Source organism: Bacteroides sp. An279 (assembly GCF_002159615.1).
GTDB lineage: Bacteria > Bacteroidota > Bacteroidia > Bacteroidales > Bacteroidaceae > Phocaeicola > Phocaeicola intestinalis.
Genome location: NZ_NFJA01000006.1, coordinates 13,225 through 28,722, shown reverse-complemented (window position 1 = coordinate 28,722; position 15,498 = coordinate 13,225). Strand labels below are relative to the sequence as shown.

Here is a 15,498-nt window from a genome sequence, read left to right as displayed (position 1 = left end):
GTTGTTTTTTCTTTCGTCTCTTGCTGTCTATTTTTCCTGATACAGCAGCACCCTGTATCCCGATTTCAGATGCACCCTTACCGTGCGCATCCTCTTCGATATATACTGAGAGACTCCCTGTATCACTCCCTTTCCCAGATCGGAGGCGAGCTGCGCCCCCGCATCGGTCGAGATGTTGATGCTGCTTCCGAGCGAACTGCCCATGTTCGCCCCGATTTCCTTTGCCGCGTCCGTTTCCATCGAGCCGGGCACAAAGATGCCCGCCTGTCCGTCGCTGTCGTACACCGCCAGTTCCACACCTACGATGGTTCCCTCATGCTCCAGCGAGCCGATGCCTATCTCCAGACGCTCACCCTGCAGGCGTGCCGTCCCCACAAGGGTCGTGTTCCTTGGTATTGTCCGTCCAGACACCCGCATCGGCTCCAGCAGCCGCAGCCTTACCGTCTGTCCGTCCGTTACCGTCTGGTCGCCCTGCACGCAGGCTGCTATGGTGTTCTTTTCCGGTACCTCCGTACTGCCGATGGCAGTGTGGAATCCGTAGTTCCTTTCGCCCCCGTAGTCCGCTATAAAGGCGGAATCTGTCAGGGGCTGCGGCAGGGCGGACACCGTTGACGGGCGCACGCCGCTCACTGCTTCAGCCTTCATTTTCTTTTCGCCGGCATTGCTTTCCGTCATTTCCGTCCCATCGGTCCGTGCGGTCTGCCCGGCATTGTTTCCTCCGTTCTGGTACTTCGCCGCCAGCTCGTACGACTTCTCCAGCAGGGCGACCTGTTCCTCCATCCTTGCGGGCTGTTTCTCCTGTTCCATGACCATGCGTTCCAGTTCGTCGATGCGCTGCCTGAGCTCCTTCTTCTCGGCGTCCTCCTTCGGCGGCTCATAGAACGTACCCAGCGAGGTGTTCAGCCGCTCGTTGGCGGCAGCCGAGGAGCGGATGCCTGTCTGTATTCCGCTTCCGCCTGTCTTCGGCAATGTTTCCGGTTGTGCCAGGCGGCAGTCGTCCGTTCCGTCTGCCGTGTCCGTTCCTTCCGTCTTGTCGTCCCAGAACGCGGACAGGTCGCCCACCATGCCCCGGCGTTCCTTCTTCCTGTTCTCCAGCTGCTGCTGTTCGTATGCCTTCGCCTTGTCGCCGATGATTCCGGAGTTTTCCGGCAGGGGCATGTCCGTGTTGAATCCCAGTCCCTGCCGTTCCTTTCCGCCGTCCTTCTGCGAGGGGGCAAAGATGAGCCACATGCACCCCAGAAAGGTCAGCACCATCAGCGGATAGACCAGCATCTTCTTTCTCCGCTGGCGCTGTTCCTCTGTCAGCGGTCTTTTCTCTTTTGTCTCATTCCTTTTCTGTTCCTTTTCCATATATCCTGTTTTTATGATAATGTTCATACGCTTCCTGCAAATCCGCTTTTTGCGGCAGTTCCGGTTTCTTCATGTGCCGTATCTCCATCGTCCCGTTTCCTTTCCCGAAGCCGGCAATGGCGGTGGCGGCCATGTACAGACAGCCTGCGGCAAAGGCGGCGGACATCACTGCCACCGTCGCCAGCCTTGCCTTCGGCGGCAGTGCGTCCAGTCTCCTGTGCAGTTTTTCCCTGAGAACGGCAGCGCATTTTCCCGTCAGAATTTTCATCTCTCCCATACGCCTATCTCTCCATGCTTCTAATGTCCCTGTTCTCCAGTATCGTGAATCCCTCTATGGTGAACCCGTTCGGATTGTCGTCCGAGCGGCTCGCGTTCAGCAGCCGGCAGGTCGTTACCAGCGTGCGCTCCGTCACGTTGCTTTCCCTGATGATCATCTGCCTTGCGTAGGTGCGTGTCTCATAGGGATAGCGGTCGAAGTTGCAGACCACGCTGTCCACCTGGAGCACCTGGTTGATGTTCCCCGCGATGATGCGGTTGTAGAATCCCTTTTCCGCAAAGTCGGCGTAGTAGTTGTACGCGCTTCTGTCCGCCAGCAGCAGCGCACGCTTCACGTTGTGCTCGATGGCACTCTTCTCCGGCGAGAGGGTGAAGAACAGCTCGTGGAAGCGGCGCACATGCTCCCTCGCTTCCGCCGGACGGTTCTGCGACAGGTCCTGCGAGAGGGCGAGCATCAGGCTCTTTCCCCCGTCAAGTACGTATATCTTCTGCCTCTGCGCTTCGGCGAAGCGGAAGGCGCATACCACCGAGCAGAGGACGATGGCGGCACATACCGCCGTGTAGATGATTCCGAACAGACGTATCTGCCGGAAACTCGTTTCTATGTTATTCAGGCTCTTGAACTCCATTCTTTCTGTTTTTTATGGTTTGTAAAATCATTTTGGTATGCTTTCCCGGGGTGGCACAGCAGCTATGCCAGGGTACCGCCCCGGTTATCAGGCTATTTTCTTTTCAGCAGCCGTCCGGCCTGTTTTCTGATAAACTTGCCCGTGCGTCCCGCCACGTTTCCGGCTGCCGCACCTGCCAGACTGCCGCCAAGGGCGCCCGCAGTACCGATGTTCTTGTTGTAGCTGCCCACTCCGCCACCGGCCTGGATTATCCATCCGGCTACCGTCGGGATGGTGAAGTATCCCACGATGCCGATAACGAGGAACACGATGTACACCCCGTTGCTCGCCTCTACCGAGAAGTTCGGGTCTGCCTGCATCGCCTCGATGTCATTCTGGAGCATCAGTATCTGTATCTTCGCCAGTATCGTGCTGAACAGGTCGGAGACGGGCAGCCACAGGTAAATCTGTATGTAGCGGCTGAACCATGCCGAAAGCGTGGAGTGGAAGCCGTCCCATACCGAGAAGGCGAAGGCGACGGGTCCCAGTATCGACAGCACCACCAGGAAGAACGTCCTGAGCGTGTCGATGACAAGGGCGGCAGCTGCGAACATCAGCTCCAGCAGCTCGCGGAACCAGTCACGCACGCTCTTCTTGATGTTGTACGCCGCACGGTCCATGTACATGCCCGTCATGGTGATCATGTCCGACGGCGACCAGCCCAGCTCGTCTATCTGGCGGTCGAACTCCTCGTCCGAGGCGAGATAGGCGGTTTCCGGGTTGCGCATCATCGCCTCGTATTCCAACCTGTCTTTCTGTTCCCTGTACTTCTCCATGTCAAAGGTCTGTTCCTCCAGTATCGAGTGCGTCCCCTGTACGATTACTCCCAGTACGGAGTTCATCGTTCCCAGCACGATGGTCGGGAAGAAGAGGATGCACAGTCCGATGGCAAACGGCCGCAGCAGCGGGTACACGTCTATCGCCTCGGCACGGGCGAGCGACTGCCACACGCGCATCGCCACATAGAACAGGGCGCCCAGTCCGGCAAGCCCCTTTGCCACTCCTGCCATGTCCGAGCAGAGCGGCATCATCTCCTCATACAGCGAGAGGAGTATCTGGTGCAGGTTGTCAAACTCTCCCATAGGCTACCAGTATTTTTCGTTGGAGTTCCCGTAGAGTGCCATCACCCGGTCCATGTCGTTCTTTTTTCTCGCCCGCAGGTACGACACCGATATGGTCTTGTTCGTGTAGTAGCGCACGAGGTTGCGGTAGTTCATCAGGCTGCGGTAGGCATTGTCTATGATGGCGAGCCTTTCCGCATCCGTCAGTGACATGCCCGTCACGTTCACCACATTCTTCAGGTCCTGCAGCACGTCCGAGCTTTCGTCTATCAGCATCGCATAGCCCGACGAGATGGCGGCAAGCTCCTCCGGCGTGTAGTTCTCGTCCGAAAGCATCTTCTGGTAGTTGTCCACATAGATTTCCGATATTTCCATTACCAGAGAGATGCTCTTCGCCACCTTCGCGCCGCCCTTTACCACGTCGTGCACTGATTTCAGTGCGTCGTAATACGCCTTTCCCTGCTCGAACACCTTCTTCGTTTCCAGAAAGCCGTTCAGGGTGTTGGCTTTCGTCCCGGCTGTCTCCACCATCTCCTTGGCGGAGTTGATGATGCTCTGCGCAAGGTTTCCTGGGTCGGACACCACCCATTGGGCATTTGCCCCGCCTGTCCCCGCAAGGCACAGGCAGACCGCAATCAGCGGTATTTTCAGTTTCTGTCTCATTCTCATTCTTTTTTTGGATTTAGTGGTTCGTTAAATTGCTATTGCATATTCTCTTTCTCCTTTGTCCTTTCGCCGTCACCTGCATCCGTGTTCACCCGGACATAGTCACCGCCCGGCGAAAATGTCAGCACATCCGTCTCCTCGTTGTATGCCACGTCAATGCGGAACCCCGTGTTCATATACAGGTTACCGTTCTCCTCCCTCTGCAGCAGATAGGTCTCCGGTCTCAGTACGCGACGTACGCCCTTGCGTCTGAACAGTGTCACCTTATATGATTCTCCCTCCCTGTACACCAGTATGTCGGGACCGGCTTCCGCGTTTTCCCAGTTTCCGCAGATTCTGTCGCGGGTGTCGCCGTCTTCTTTTGCCATTATATCACAGGCTTGCAGCATCAGCGATGCCATGCCTATCAGACCGCCGCACAGCAGCAGCCTTTCGGTCTTTGTCAGTTTGATGTTCATTTTCTTGTCTTCTTTAAGTTTCGTTCTTTCATTTTTTTCAATCCTTTTTTCTTTTCGTCTTTTCCGTAGCCGGAGTCCGCCCGGTTTCCTTTTCCGTCAGAATCCCGGTCTTCTGCCTTTACGCCTGCACATGCGGTTTTCCCTTGCGCCATTCTCCGGCGCCTCCTTCTGTGCAGGTACCGACTGCCGTACTGCGGGCTTGCCGAACAGCTCGTCCGCATCCGGCTTCTTGCCCGTCATCCGGCAGAATCGGGCATCCAGTTCCCGGTATGCCTTCTCCACCTGCTTGAGCACCGTTTCGCGCGGTCCCTTGTGGTCAATACCGTATTTGTTCAGGATTTCCGGCTTGTACCACATCGGGTCGTCATAGTCTTTCCGGTACACCATACCTCTCAGATAGAGCAGTTCCTGATATTTTTCTTCCAGATAGTCCCTTGCCGGAGCGGGGCAGATGCTTTCGTAAGCCTTTTCCACCGCAAGAGTGATTTTTCCCTTGGCTCTTCCTGCCTCGCACAGTTCTTTCATGCGCTGCTCCTTCCCATATCCCCTGCAGTCCTGTTCAGCAGGCATCCGGTGAACCTGTATTTCCAGTTTCTTGTACCGCTGGTAGTCTTCTTCCAGTCCGTATCGCCTTCTGATATGTTCCGGTAGCGAAGTCCCGAATGTCAGGAACTCACGGAACCATGAGATATGCTCCCGGATTTCCTCCTGTTTCCGCAGCGCTTCATCGCTGTATCGGTCATCAATGTACATGTTGTCAGTCTGTTGGTTCATAAATCATTTTCTATTTTTCATTTACTGTATATTTCCTGCCGGTTCACTGTCCCGTCCGTTCCTCTTTCCGTCGCTCCGCCACCTGACGGATGGCGGCTTCCATGTCGCCTCCCGGTTTCTCCGCCAGTTCGCGTACTTCCATCTTCTCCGTCTCCTCCGTCGTATAGGCGAGATACTCTTGCATCGACACCTCCGTGGCATATACCGCCGAATGCGTGCCCCCAAGTCCTATCCACACCTCCTTGTACCGCCTCGACGGGTCGTTGGACTGGTTGATCGAGAGTATCTGCGACTTCTCCTTTTCCGTCAGACCCAGCAGCGACTGTATCTGGTCGAACTTGTTCATGTACTTGCGCTGGTCCAGCAGGATTTTGCAGTCCGAGTTGTTGATGATGCTTTCCTTCACGATGGGCGAGCTGATGATGTCGTCCACTTCCTGTGTCACCACAATCGCCTCCCCGAAATACTTTCTCACCGTCTTGTACATGTAGCGCAGGTAGTCAGCCATGTTTGCCGATGAAAGGGCTTTCCATGCCTCTTCCACAATCAGCTGTTTCCTTACGCCTTTCAACCGGCGCATCTTGTTGATGAACGCCTCCATAATGATGATGGTCACCACCGGAAACAGCTCGGCATTATCCTTCACCGCATCAATCTCGAAGACCACGAACCGCTTGTGCAGCAGGTCGATGTTCTCCGTCGAGTTGAGCAGGAAGTCGTAGCGTCCGCCCCGGTAGTACTGCCTCAGGGTGGTCAGGAAATTGTCGATGTTGAAGTCCGACTTTTCCACCTTGATATAGCGTTCCTCCATCTCCTTGCGGTACACGTCCCGCATATACTCATAGAATGTGTTGAACGAAGGCACGATGCTCCTGTCCTGTTGGAGTTTCAGCAGGTAGGCGTTCACCGCGCTTCCCAGCTCCGCCGATTCCGTTTTCGTGGCGGGTTCGTTCTCGCTTTTCCACAATGTCAGCAGCAGCGTCTTGATGCTGTCCTTTTTCTCCACGTCGAACACCCCGTCATCCGTGTAGAACGGGTTGAACGAGATGGGCTTCTCCTCCGTATAGGTGAAGTAGATGCCGTCCTGTCCGTGCGTGCGGCGGTGTATCATCTCGCACAGTCCCTGATAGGAGTTTCCCGTGTCCACCAGTACCACGTGCGTGCCCTGTTCATAATATTGTCTGACCAGGTGGTTCATGAAGAACGATTTTCCGCTTCCGCTCGGTCCCAGCACGAACTTGTTGCGGTTGGTCGTGATGCCGCGCTTCATCGGCAGGTCGGATATGTCGATATGCAGCGGCTTGCCGCTGATACGGTCTGCCATGCGGATGCCGAAAGCCGAGGGCGAGTCCCGGTAGTTGGTCTCTCCGGCGAACAGGCATACCGCCTGCTCGACAAACGTGTGGAACGATTCCTCTGCCGGGAAGTCCGCCGCATTGCCCGGTATGCCCGCCCAGAACAGCGTCGGGCAGTCCGTCGTGTTGTGGCGCGGTACGCATCCCATCGAGGCCAGCTGGCTACCCACGTCGTTCCTTATCCGTTTCAGCTCCTCCGTGTCGTCGCTCCACGCCATCACGTTGAAGTGGGCGCGGACGGACTTCAGCCCCTGTGAGTGGGCTTCGTTCAGATATTCCTCTATCCACTCGCAGTTGATGGCGTTCTGGCGGCTGTAGCGCGAGAGCGACTGCATGTTCCTCGCCGACTTCTCGAAGCGGCGCAGCTCCTCGTCGCTGTTGCCGACAAACACGTACTGGTTGTAGATATGGTTGCAGGGAAGCAGCAGCCCCAGCGGGGCGGCGAAGGACAGGCGGCAGTCCGAGCGGTCGGTGGAAAGACGTTCGTAGCGGTAATCCGTTTCCACCGATGCCGGCAGGTCTTCCGTGTCCGATAGCGTGTGCAGGCACAGGCGGTTGCTGCCCACGCGCATCTCCTCCGCGCTCATGGCGATGTCTTCCAGACACGCCGTATCATCCGTCGTCAGTGCCAGGTATCTGCCTATGATACCCGTTTCCTTTTCCGTTCCCGTAATCTCATCGTCCCTCAGGCGGCGCAGGTGGACGTGTCCCGAATCGTTCAGGATGCGGGCGAACTGTTCCACCGCCTCCATGAACTTCACCGCCGTTTCCCTGTCCCGTATCTCTTTCGGGACGATATGCCCACGGCACAGCGTGCTCCAGTTACTCTGCCGCCTCATGCGCTCTTTTGTCGTCTTGGTCAGGAACAGGTAGCATTTGTGGTTCAGATACGGACGCTCGTTGAAGTGCATCCCGTTGCTCCGTGCCAGGAAACCCGTACCTTCCTTCTCCCAGTCGGGGCGGTACAGTTCCTTTACATACCAGTCCTGCTTGTGCAGTACCGAATAGTCGGGCAGCACCTTGATTGCCTTGCACCACGTGGCATGGATACTCTCGTATTCCTCCGCCGTCACGGTATAGACCTCCGGCAGTTCCACCTCGAAGGCTGCGGTGATGTCCGCGTCCTTCGAGATGATGCACCCGTGTTCCACCGCCAGCAGCGGGAAGCGGCTCTCCAGCGTGGTGGCTTTCATTACGTTTCTCATGCTTTTCCTCCTTTCTTTTTCCGTCTTAGCATACGGCATACCCGTCTGCGGTGGAGCAGGTAGCGTGGGCGCATCCGTGCCGCGCCCAGCTTCATCAGCCCGTGTTCCCCATACATTGCGTTCAGCCGGAACGTGAGCCATACCACGGCGGAAACCGCCGTGACTCCCAGGCCGATGCAGACCCACTGGCTCACGCCCGCCATGTACAGGATGACAAACAGGAGGAAGGCGGCAAGCAGCCCGCCCGCGAACAGGAACAGGTACTGCGCCTTCAGCCCTTTGAACTCCACCGGACGACCGATGCCCTTGTTTACCGGGTATTCAGCCATTGTCCTTTTATCTTATTATATATGGAAAACGCCTGTTTAGAGAAAGAACGAGCGTAAAATGGTCGCACTCACTATCAGGAAGATACACGCACCGAACCAGCTTGCGGCGGTCTTGCTCGTGTCCGGGTCGCCGGACGAGAACTTGCCATAGACCTTGATGCCCCCGATAAGACCCACCACTGCGCCGATGGCGTAGATGAGCTTTGTCGCCGGGTCAAAATACGATGTCACCATGCTGGTGGCTTCGGTGATGCCCGCCATGCCGTTACCCTGAGCGAAGGCGGAAATGTTGGCAGCCAGCAGAAGGGCTGCGAGGATGAACTGTTTCTTTTTCGATGTCATTGTCATAATCTTTTTTCGTTTTTTGTGCCTTGGGGTCGGATATTCCCTTCGGCGATTGATACTTTTTAATTCTTGCGGCTTCGGATAAAGCCGGCTTCTGGATTTAGTGGATTCGGTGGCAAGCCGATAATTTAGCCGTAGTCGGTTTTCTTTTTTCGCATCTTAGTTACATCTTTTACATTGTTATACATAGTCGCGGATGTTGAAGTTCTCGTATTCCTTCCGTACAGCCGCTTTCATTCTTGTTTTCTTCTCTGCGGGCTGGATACTTGTGAGATAGGTTTCCACCATTTCCGACACCCTTGCCTCGTACCGGGCATTGTTGCGCCGGAACATGTCGTAGAACTCTGTCCCTTCCAGCTCGTGGAATACCTTGCCCGCTTGCAGGATGTCGGCTTTCCCTGCCTTCGGGTTCTTCACCGCCCTTGCCGCACGGTCGATTTCGTCAAAGGTGCTTCCGCCCGCCTGTGGCGGCTCTTCCTCAAGTTCCCCGTCCGTGTCGTGGACGCGGTTGTCCCTGAAAACCTCGTCCAGATCCTCGTCGGGCACTTGGCGCGACGGCTTCGTTTCCGCAGCGTGGCTGCCGGCGGTTTCCATTTCGTCGTCAAAGGTAACGTCCTTTTCGTCCACCGCCTCGCTTTGCATTTCCGTGGCAGCATTTGGCGTCGGAGTGGCAGCCTGTGGCTTCATTTCCGGCATTCTGAACCTGCTTTTTCCAATCACATCGGGCAACGGTTCCCGTGCCGGTTCAATGCCGTCCTTGCCGTCAGCTTTTCGTGACTCCTTGCGTTCCCATGTCAGGTAGAGCAGTACCCACAGGTTGCACGCCATCATCAGGATTAGCAGCAGCGTCACCATAGGCTTACCGCTATCTGTCCGACAACATCGTGGCTTTTCTTTCTGTGCAGGCTCTCCGGCTCCGTACCGTGGTGTTCAAGGTGTTCGGTGACGATGCGGTCTGTATAGCCGGATATGGTCATCCCGTTTTCTCCCGCCATGCCCGCTATGCGCCTGACCGCCTTGTGCTTCTCCCGGCTGATGTACACCGCCTTCCGTGCGGTGCCTTCCGGCTTGCATCCGTTCAGGCACTTGCCCTTATAGGCTTCCTCTCTCTGCTTTCTTTTGAAAATTTGGATGTTCAGTTTCATTTCGTCTTTACTTTTTTATGTGATACAATGTTTTCCTCAAATCAGATTGTCCCTGTTGCGGCGGTACAGGTCGTTGATTTCGTCCTTGTTCTCCTCAAAGTGGCGCATCAGCACCGTGTCGATGTAGCCGCCCACGGTTATTTCCTTGTCGGCGATGGTGTTCACTATCTTGGAAACGATGCTGTGTGCCTCCTTGCTGATGTACACGCAGTGCCGGAGTTTCACCTCGTTCCGTTTGAGGAAGGTCGAGCCGTAGTCAGGCTTCTTTCTTTTCGCGGGTTCGCTCCGTGCTTTAGCTTCCGTGGGCTGTACCGCATCTTCCGGTACGTTGCCGGCATCGGGTTCGTCCGTTCCTTCCCTTGCCGGAGGTCCGCCCATCTGACGGGATTTTCCTATGGAGGCAAGCAGCAGGCTTTCGTCTATGCCCTCCGTATTCAATTTTCGGCTTGCCATGAGGTTTATCCGTTGATGATGGAACATATCTCTTCCGACAGCTCGCGGATACGGCTTCCCTTCAGCATGGAGGCGTCCGGCGGCAGGATGGTCGAGCGGAACACCGACTTGCGGTCGTCCGACGGCTCGCGGCGGAAACGCTTGCTGTCGGGCAGCCTCGTGTCAAGGACATGGAAGTCGTTTTCGGCGAACAGCTTCCCGTACAGGTCGTACAGCCCGGTCTTTTCCCGTCCGTCCACCATTGTCCAGAACAGGGATATGCCTTTCGTCTTGGCAAGCCCGGTGGTGACGAGGTTGTCGTTGAACATCATCACGAACTGCAATGCGCTTTCCACCACGAAGCGGTCGGCGCTGACGGGCGTGAAGATGTAGTCCATCTGCGAGAGCGTCTTTATCACCCCGTCGCTTTTCAGCGTGCCCGGCAGGTCGAAGAACACGATTTCCGGCTGGTATCCTTTCTCTGACAGCAGGCTGTCCGCATCGCCCAGCGCTTGCACGGCGTTGCTTCGGACGATGGGAAATCCCTTGCGCCCCGACTTGCGGAAATGTTCACAGGCAACGGCTTTCAGGCTGTCGTTCTTTTCGATAAGTGCCGTTTCCTTGTCGCGCAGCCCGGCGATGCTGTGCTGCGGCTCGTCGCAGTCTATCACGGCGACATCTATCCCCATCACGTTGTGGATGTAGTTGGCTACGAGCGCGGTGACGGTCGATTTGCCGACACCGCCTTTCTGTGTTGCGAATGCAACGAATGTTTCCTTGTTCATTTTTCTGTATGTTTTAATCGTTGTGGGTTTATGACTGTGGCGGTATGCTTCCCCGCCTGTTCATTTCTCTGCCTCTGTATATATGCGTATGCGCACTTTCTTGCATACACGCATTTCTACGGAGGTCTTGGTTTGAGTCTCCGCTGGTGTGTTGTCATACGCCAATACGTCAGTACGTCAGCACGTATGTACGTCAGTGCATCAGTACGTATGTATGTCAGTACGCCAGCGGAGCTGTGTGTCTGTCCGTCCGTGCGGACCTGCCTTTTCAAATGTCTGTTTCCGTCCATGTCCATTTATTTGCCTTGTTGCTTCATCGTTTCTGTCCGCAAAGGAATATACAAATCCGCCGGTCTGTATCGTTTCCCCCTTGCGTGGCAGCATTTGGCTTCGTTCCGGTAGCTTGTGGCGTTTTTCAGCCACTTCCCGGTGTGTTTTTACCCCGTACCTTTGCCCCCAAGCGGCAGGGCAACGCTCCCGATGCGCACATCGTACCCCCGGCTCCGTCCTTCTTTTGGGCAGCCGAAGGGTATCGGGCGACCGATACCTTTATAGGTTGTTATAGCAGGTTTATCCCCAATCCGTCGTGTACGGATTCTTGTGTCCTTAAAGACACAGCAAGGTGTCCTTTGAGTAACTCAAAGGGTTTCCGGTTACTCCCGGAAACGACCTTGCCCCTTGCGGGGGAGGGCTTCCCCTCCGAAGTCGGGAAGCCTGTTTCCTACCTGCGGTATGCGTGCCGGAAGCTGCGCTTGTGCCGTGAAACGAACCACTAAATCCATAATAAAGATGAACAAGAAAAAGAACGGGGATGAAGCGTCCCTTAAATGGGGGCGGCATCCGAAAGAGAGCCGCAAGTCGCACTGCGTGATGGTGCGCTTCGACAATGAGGAATGGCAGAAGTTTCTTGCCATGTATGAGAAATCCGGCGTGTACGCGAGGGCAGTGTTCCTGAAAGCACACTTCTTCGGACAGCCCTTCCGTGTGCTGGTCACGGACAGGACGCTGCTGGACTATTGCACGAAGCTCTCCGCTTTCCATGCGCAGTACCGCATGGTCGGCAACAACTACAACCAGGTGGTCAGGGAGCTTCGCTGCCATTTCTCGGAAAAGAAGGCGATGGCATTGCTCTACAAGCTGGAGCAATGCACGAAGGAACTGGCCGCTCTGACGCGGCAGGTCATGGAACTTTCAAAAGAGTTTGAGGAAAGATGGTCGCGAAGATAAGCATGGGAACATCGTTGTACGGCGCACTCGCCTACAACGGCCTGAAAGTGAATGAGGGCGAAGGCAGGCTTCTTGCCGTAAACCGGATTTTCGACGACGGCAGCGGACATGTGGACATAGCCCGTGCCGAGCAGGACTTCAAGCGGTTCATGCCGGAGCAGGTGCGCACTCGGAATAAGGTCATCCATATTTCCCTCAATCCGCACCCCGACGACCGCCTGACCGACATGGAACTGGAACAGCTCGCACGCGAGTATCTCGACAGGCTTGGCTACGGCGACCAGCCTTATCTCGTGTTCAAGCACGAGGACATCAGCCGCCACCACCTGCACATCGTTTCCGTCAATGTGGACGAACGGGGCAGGCGGCTCAACCGTGACTTCATCCACCGGCGCAGCAAGCGCATCACCTCCGAGCTGGAAAAGAAGTACGGGCTGCACCCGGCTGACCGCCGCCGGCTCCGTACCGACAACCCGCTCCGCAGGGTGGACGTATCGCAGGGCGATGTCAAGCGGCAGGTATCGAATGTAGCCAAGGCGGTCATGGCAGGCTACAAGTTCCAGACAATGGGCGAATACCGCGCTCTGCTCTCGCTCTACAACGTCACCGTGGAGGAAGCCCGTGGCATGGTGGACGGGCGCGAGTATCACGGGATGGTCTATTCCGCCACTGATGATACCGGTAACAGGACCGGCACTCCCTTCAAGGCTTCCCGCATCGGCAAGTCCGTCGGTTACGAAGCCGTACAGCGCAGGTTTGAATACTCCAAGGAACAAATCCGCGACAGGCGTCTGGCGGAGACGACCCGCCGTACCGTCGCCGCCGCGCTTGCCCGGACATACCGCCGCGAGGAGTTCGTCACCCTTCTCCGGGACAAGGGCGTGGATGTGGTGTTCCGCCACACCGACGAAGGGCGCATCTACGGGGCGACCTTCATCGACCATCGCACGGGCTGTGTGCTCAACGGTTCTCGTCTGGGCAGGGAGTTTTCCGCCAATGCCCTGCAGGAGCATTTCACCCTGCCGTATGCCGGCACTCCGCCCATACCGTTCACTATTACCGTGGACGGGCAGCAGCCCGACACCCGTCCCGCCGTGGAATACGACGAGGGGTATTCCTCCGGCTTGGGCTTGCTCGGCGGCGATGCTTCGGGCGCACAGGCCGAAGAAGCCGCCTTCGAGCGCGACCTCAGGCACAGGCGGAAAAAGCGCCGCAAGGGACAGGGATTATAATTCAGTCATTCACTTGAAAACAGAAACAGATTATGTCACAACAGGAAGACGATTTGAGGGCACTGGCGAAAATCATGGATTTTCTCCGTGCCGTAAGTATTATTCTAGTGGTCATCCACCTCTACTGGTATTGTTACGAAGCCGTAAGGCTGTGGGGCATCGGCATAGGTGTCGTGGACCGGGTACTGATGAACTTCGACCGTACCGCCGGACTGTTCCATCACATTCTCTACACGAAGCTCTTTGCCCTTCTTCTGCTCGCGCTCTCGTGCCTCGGCACGAAGGGTGTCAAGGAGGAGAAAATCACCTGGTGCCGGATCTGGGCGGTACTTGCCGCGGGGCTGGTGCTGTTCTTCGGCAACTGGTGGGTGCTCTCCCTGCCGCTTCCGGTGGAGGCGGTTGCGGGTCTCTACACCGCTTCAATGGCGGCGGGCTATGTCTGCCTGCTCATGGCGGGCACATGGATGAGCCGCCTTTTGCGTACCAACCTCATGGAAGACGTGTTCAATGTCGAGAACGAGAGTTTCATGCAGGAGACCCGTCTCATGGAGAACGGGTATTCCGTCAATCTGCCCACACGTTTCTACTACAGAAAGAAGTGGAACAATGGCTATATCAATGTGGTAAACCCGTTCCGTGCCACCATCGTACTGGGTACGCCGGGCAGCGGAAAGTCCTATGCCGTGGTGAACAGCTTCATCAAACAGCAGATTGAGAAAGGCTTTGCGATGTACATCTACGACTTCAAGTTCAGCGACCTTTCCACCATTGCCTACAACCACCTGCTGAACCACATGGACGCATACAGGGTCAGGCCGAAGTTCTACGTCATCAACTTCGACGACCCGCGGCGCTCGCACCGCTGCAATCCCATCCATCCGGATTTTATGGAGGACATCACCGATGCCTACGAGAGTGCCTACACGATAATGCTCAATTTGAACAAGACCTGGGTGCAGAAGCAGGGCGACTTCTTTGTCGAGTCTCCGATTATCCTGTTCGCCGCCGTGATATGGTTCCTCCGTATCTATCAGGACGGGAAATACTGCACCTTTCCTCATGCCATCGAGCTGCTCAACCGCCGTTACGAGGACCTGTTCCCGATTCTCACCAGCTATCCCGAACTGGAGAACTACCTTTCCCCGTTCATGGACGCCTGGCAAGGCGGGGCGATGGAACAGCTCGCCGGTCAGATAGCCTCGGCGAAGATTCCGCTCTCGCGCATGATTTCCCCGCAGCTCTACTGGGTCATGTCCGACAGTGAGTTCACGCTCGACATCAACAATCCCGACGAGCCGAAGATTCTCTGTGTCGGCAACAATCCCGACCGCCAGAACATCTACGGGGCGGCGTTGGGGCTGTACAACTCGCGCATCGTCAAGCTCGTCAACAGGAAGGGCAGGCTCAAGTCCTCCATCATCATCGACGAGCTGCCCACGATTTACTTCAAGGGGCTGGACAACCTGATTGCCACCGCCCGAAGCAACAAGGTTTCCACCCTGCTGGGTTTTCAGGACTTTTCCCAGCTCAAGCGTGACTACGGCGACAAGGAGGCCGCCGTGGTCATGAACACCGTCGGCAACATCTTTTCCGGTCAGGTCGTGGGCGAGACCGCCAAGACCCTTTCCGAGCGTTTCGGCAAGATTCTCCAGAGGCGGCAGAGCATCACCATCAACCGCGAGGACAAGTCCACTTCCATCAATACGCAGATGGAAAGCCTGATTCCGGCAAGCAAGATTTCCACGCTCACGCAGGGCATGTTCGTGGGAGCCGTCGCCGACAACTACGACGAGCGTATCGAACAGAAGATTTTCCATTGCGAGATTGTGGTCGATGCCGGGAAAGTGAAGCGTGAGGAACAGGCTTACCGGCCTATACCCGTCATCACCGACTTTACCGATGCCGGCGGCAACGACCGCATGAAGGAGATGATCCAGGATAACTACAACCGTATCCGTGCCGAGGTCCGGCAGATTGTTGCCGACGAGTTGCAGCGCATACAGTCCGACCCCGAACTGCAATACCTCCTCAGCGGCAGATAACCCGATATACGGTCAGATGAAAAGAGAAAATCCGTAGCACGTACAGCCTTTTACTGTCGTGTTACGGATTTTCCTTTTTTGTCTGTTCCCGTTATAAATAAAGAATGCCCCCCAAGTATGCTGCCTTTCAGCTCGCCTGGGAGGCTTA

General features: G+C 56.1%; 18 protein-coding genes and 1 pseudogene. 3 read left to right on the top strand and 16 right to left on the bottom strand.

Annotated elements, in window-relative coordinates:
- Positions 1-27: 27 nt before the first annotated feature.
- From traM to B5F78_RS17925, 16 genes and pseudogenes are all read right to left on the bottom strand, one after another.
- The gene (traM, locus tag B5F78_RS02025; protein WP_087405825.1) at positions 28-1,350 is read right to left on the bottom strand and encodes a conjugative transposon protein TraM; all 1,323 of its coding nucleotides are present in this window, start codon (positions 1,348-1,350) and stop codon (positions 28-30) included.
- Positions 1,325-1,627: a TraL conjugative transposon family protein gene (locus B5F78_RS02020; RefSeq protein WP_204502520.1), complete on the bottom strand. Its 303-nt coding sequence runs from the start codon at positions 1,625-1,627 to the stop codon at positions 1,325-1,327. The genes traM and B5F78_RS02020 overlap by 26 nt, the downstream gene beginning before the upstream one ends.
- A 4-nt stretch (positions 1,628-1,631) precedes the next feature.
- The gene (traK, locus tag B5F78_RS02015) at positions 1,632-2,255 is read right to left on the bottom strand and encodes a conjugative transposon protein TraK (RefSeq protein WP_087405824.1); all 624 of its coding nucleotides are present in this window, start codon (positions 2,253-2,255) and stop codon (positions 1,632-1,634) included.
- Between the two features lie 92 nt (positions 2,256-2,347).
- Positions 2,348-3,376 (bottom strand): conjugative transposon protein TraJ, encoded by a 1,029-nt coding sequence (gene traJ / locus B5F78_RS02010; protein WP_087405823.1) that lies wholly within the window; start codon positions 3,374-3,376, stop codon positions 2,348-2,350.
- Positions 3,377-3,379: 3 nt separating this feature from the next.
- On the bottom strand, positions 3,380-4,018 hold the full coding sequence (locus tag B5F78_RS02005) for a DUF4141 domain-containing protein (protein ID WP_005650203.1): 639 nt from the start codon (positions 4,016-4,018) through the stop codon (positions 3,380-3,382).
- Positions 4,019-4,056: 38 nt separating this feature from the next.
- The gene (locus B5F78_RS02000; protein ID WP_005650202.1) at positions 4,057-4,479 is read right to left on the bottom strand and encodes a DUF3876 domain-containing protein; all 423 of its coding nucleotides are present in this window, start codon (positions 4,477-4,479) and stop codon (positions 4,057-4,059) included.
- A 96-nt stretch (positions 4,480-4,575) separates the two neighbouring features.
- Complete coding sequence (locus B5F78_RS01995) at positions 4,576-5,253, bottom strand: hypothetical protein (protein WP_087405822.1); 678 nt, start codon at positions 5,251-5,253, stop codon at positions 4,576-4,578.
- A 43-nt stretch (positions 5,254-5,296) separates the two neighbouring features.
- On the bottom strand, positions 5,297-7,813 hold the full coding sequence (locus tag B5F78_RS01990) for a TraG family conjugative transposon ATPase (RefSeq protein ID WP_087405821.1): 2,517 nt from the start codon (positions 7,811-7,813) through the stop codon (positions 5,297-5,299).
- Complete coding sequence (locus tag B5F78_RS01985) at positions 7,810-8,142, bottom strand: DUF4133 domain-containing protein (protein ID WP_087405820.1); 333 nt, start codon at positions 8,140-8,142, stop codon at positions 7,810-7,812. The genes B5F78_RS01990 and B5F78_RS01985 overlap by 4 nt, the downstream gene beginning before the upstream one ends.
- Before the next feature lie 36 nt (positions 8,143-8,178).
- The gene (locus tag B5F78_RS01980; RefSeq protein ID WP_005650196.1) at positions 8,179-8,490 is read right to left on the bottom strand and encodes a DUF4134 domain-containing protein; all 312 of its coding nucleotides are present in this window, start codon (positions 8,488-8,490) and stop codon (positions 8,179-8,181) included.
- Positions 8,491-8,667: 177 nt separating this feature from the next.
- Positions 8,668-9,342, bottom strand: a complete 675-nt coding sequence (locus B5F78_RS01975) for a hypothetical protein (RefSeq protein ID WP_005650194.1) — start codon at positions 9,340-9,342, stop codon at positions 8,668-8,670.
- Positions 9,336-9,632, bottom strand: a complete 297-nt coding sequence (locus B5F78_RS01970) for a DUF3408 domain-containing protein (RefSeq protein ID WP_087405819.1) — start codon at positions 9,630-9,632, stop codon at positions 9,336-9,338. Before B5F78_RS01970 ends, B5F78_RS01975 begins: the two co-directional genes overlap by 7 nt.
- A gap of 36 nt (positions 9,633-9,668) precedes the next feature.
- Complete coding sequence (locus B5F78_RS01965; protein ID WP_005650191.1) at positions 9,669-10,085, bottom strand: DUF3408 domain-containing protein; 417 nt, start codon at positions 10,083-10,085, stop codon at positions 9,669-9,671.
- A gap of 5 nt (positions 10,086-10,090) precedes the next feature.
- Positions 10,091-10,897: pseudogene (locus B5F78_RS01960) on the bottom strand (ParA family protein); the annotation flags it as partial.
- 153 nt (positions 10,898-11,050) lie between these two features.
- A complete protein-coding gene (locus B5F78_RS01955) occupies positions 11,051-11,272 on the bottom strand; it encodes a hypothetical protein (RefSeq protein WP_140399991.1) in 222 nt (73 codons plus the stop codon).
- A gap of 230 nt (positions 11,273-11,502) precedes the next feature.
- Entirely contained in the window at positions 11,503-11,631 is a 129-nt protein-coding gene (locus B5F78_RS17925) for a hypothetical protein (protein ID WP_255376581.1), read from the bottom strand.
- Between the two features lie 7 nt (positions 11,632-11,638).
- On the opposite strand from B5F78_RS17925, the gene mobA reads away from it, so the two are divergent.
- Genes mobA through mobC form a run of 3 tightly spaced genes read left to right on the top strand, consistent with a single transcriptional unit; the run spans position 11,639 to position 15,350 of the window.
- The gene (gene mobA / locus B5F78_RS01950) at positions 11,639-12,076 is read left to right on the top strand and encodes a conjugal transfer protein MobA (RefSeq protein ID WP_005650187.1); all 438 of its coding nucleotides are present in this window, start codon (positions 11,639-11,641) and stop codon (positions 12,074-12,076) included.
- On the top strand, positions 12,061-13,308 hold the full coding sequence (mobB, locus tag B5F78_RS01945; RefSeq protein WP_087405816.1) for a conjugal transfer protein MobB: 1,248 nt from the start codon (positions 12,061-12,063) through the stop codon (positions 13,306-13,308). The genes mobA and mobB overlap by 16 nt, the downstream gene beginning before the upstream one ends.
- Before the next feature lie 32 nt (positions 13,309-13,340).
- Positions 13,341-15,350 (top strand): conjugal transfer protein MobC, encoded by a 2,010-nt coding sequence (mobC, locus tag B5F78_RS01940; protein ID WP_087405815.1) that lies wholly within the window; start codon positions 13,341-13,343, stop codon positions 15,348-15,350.
- Positions 15,351-15,498: the final 148 nt, after the last annotated feature.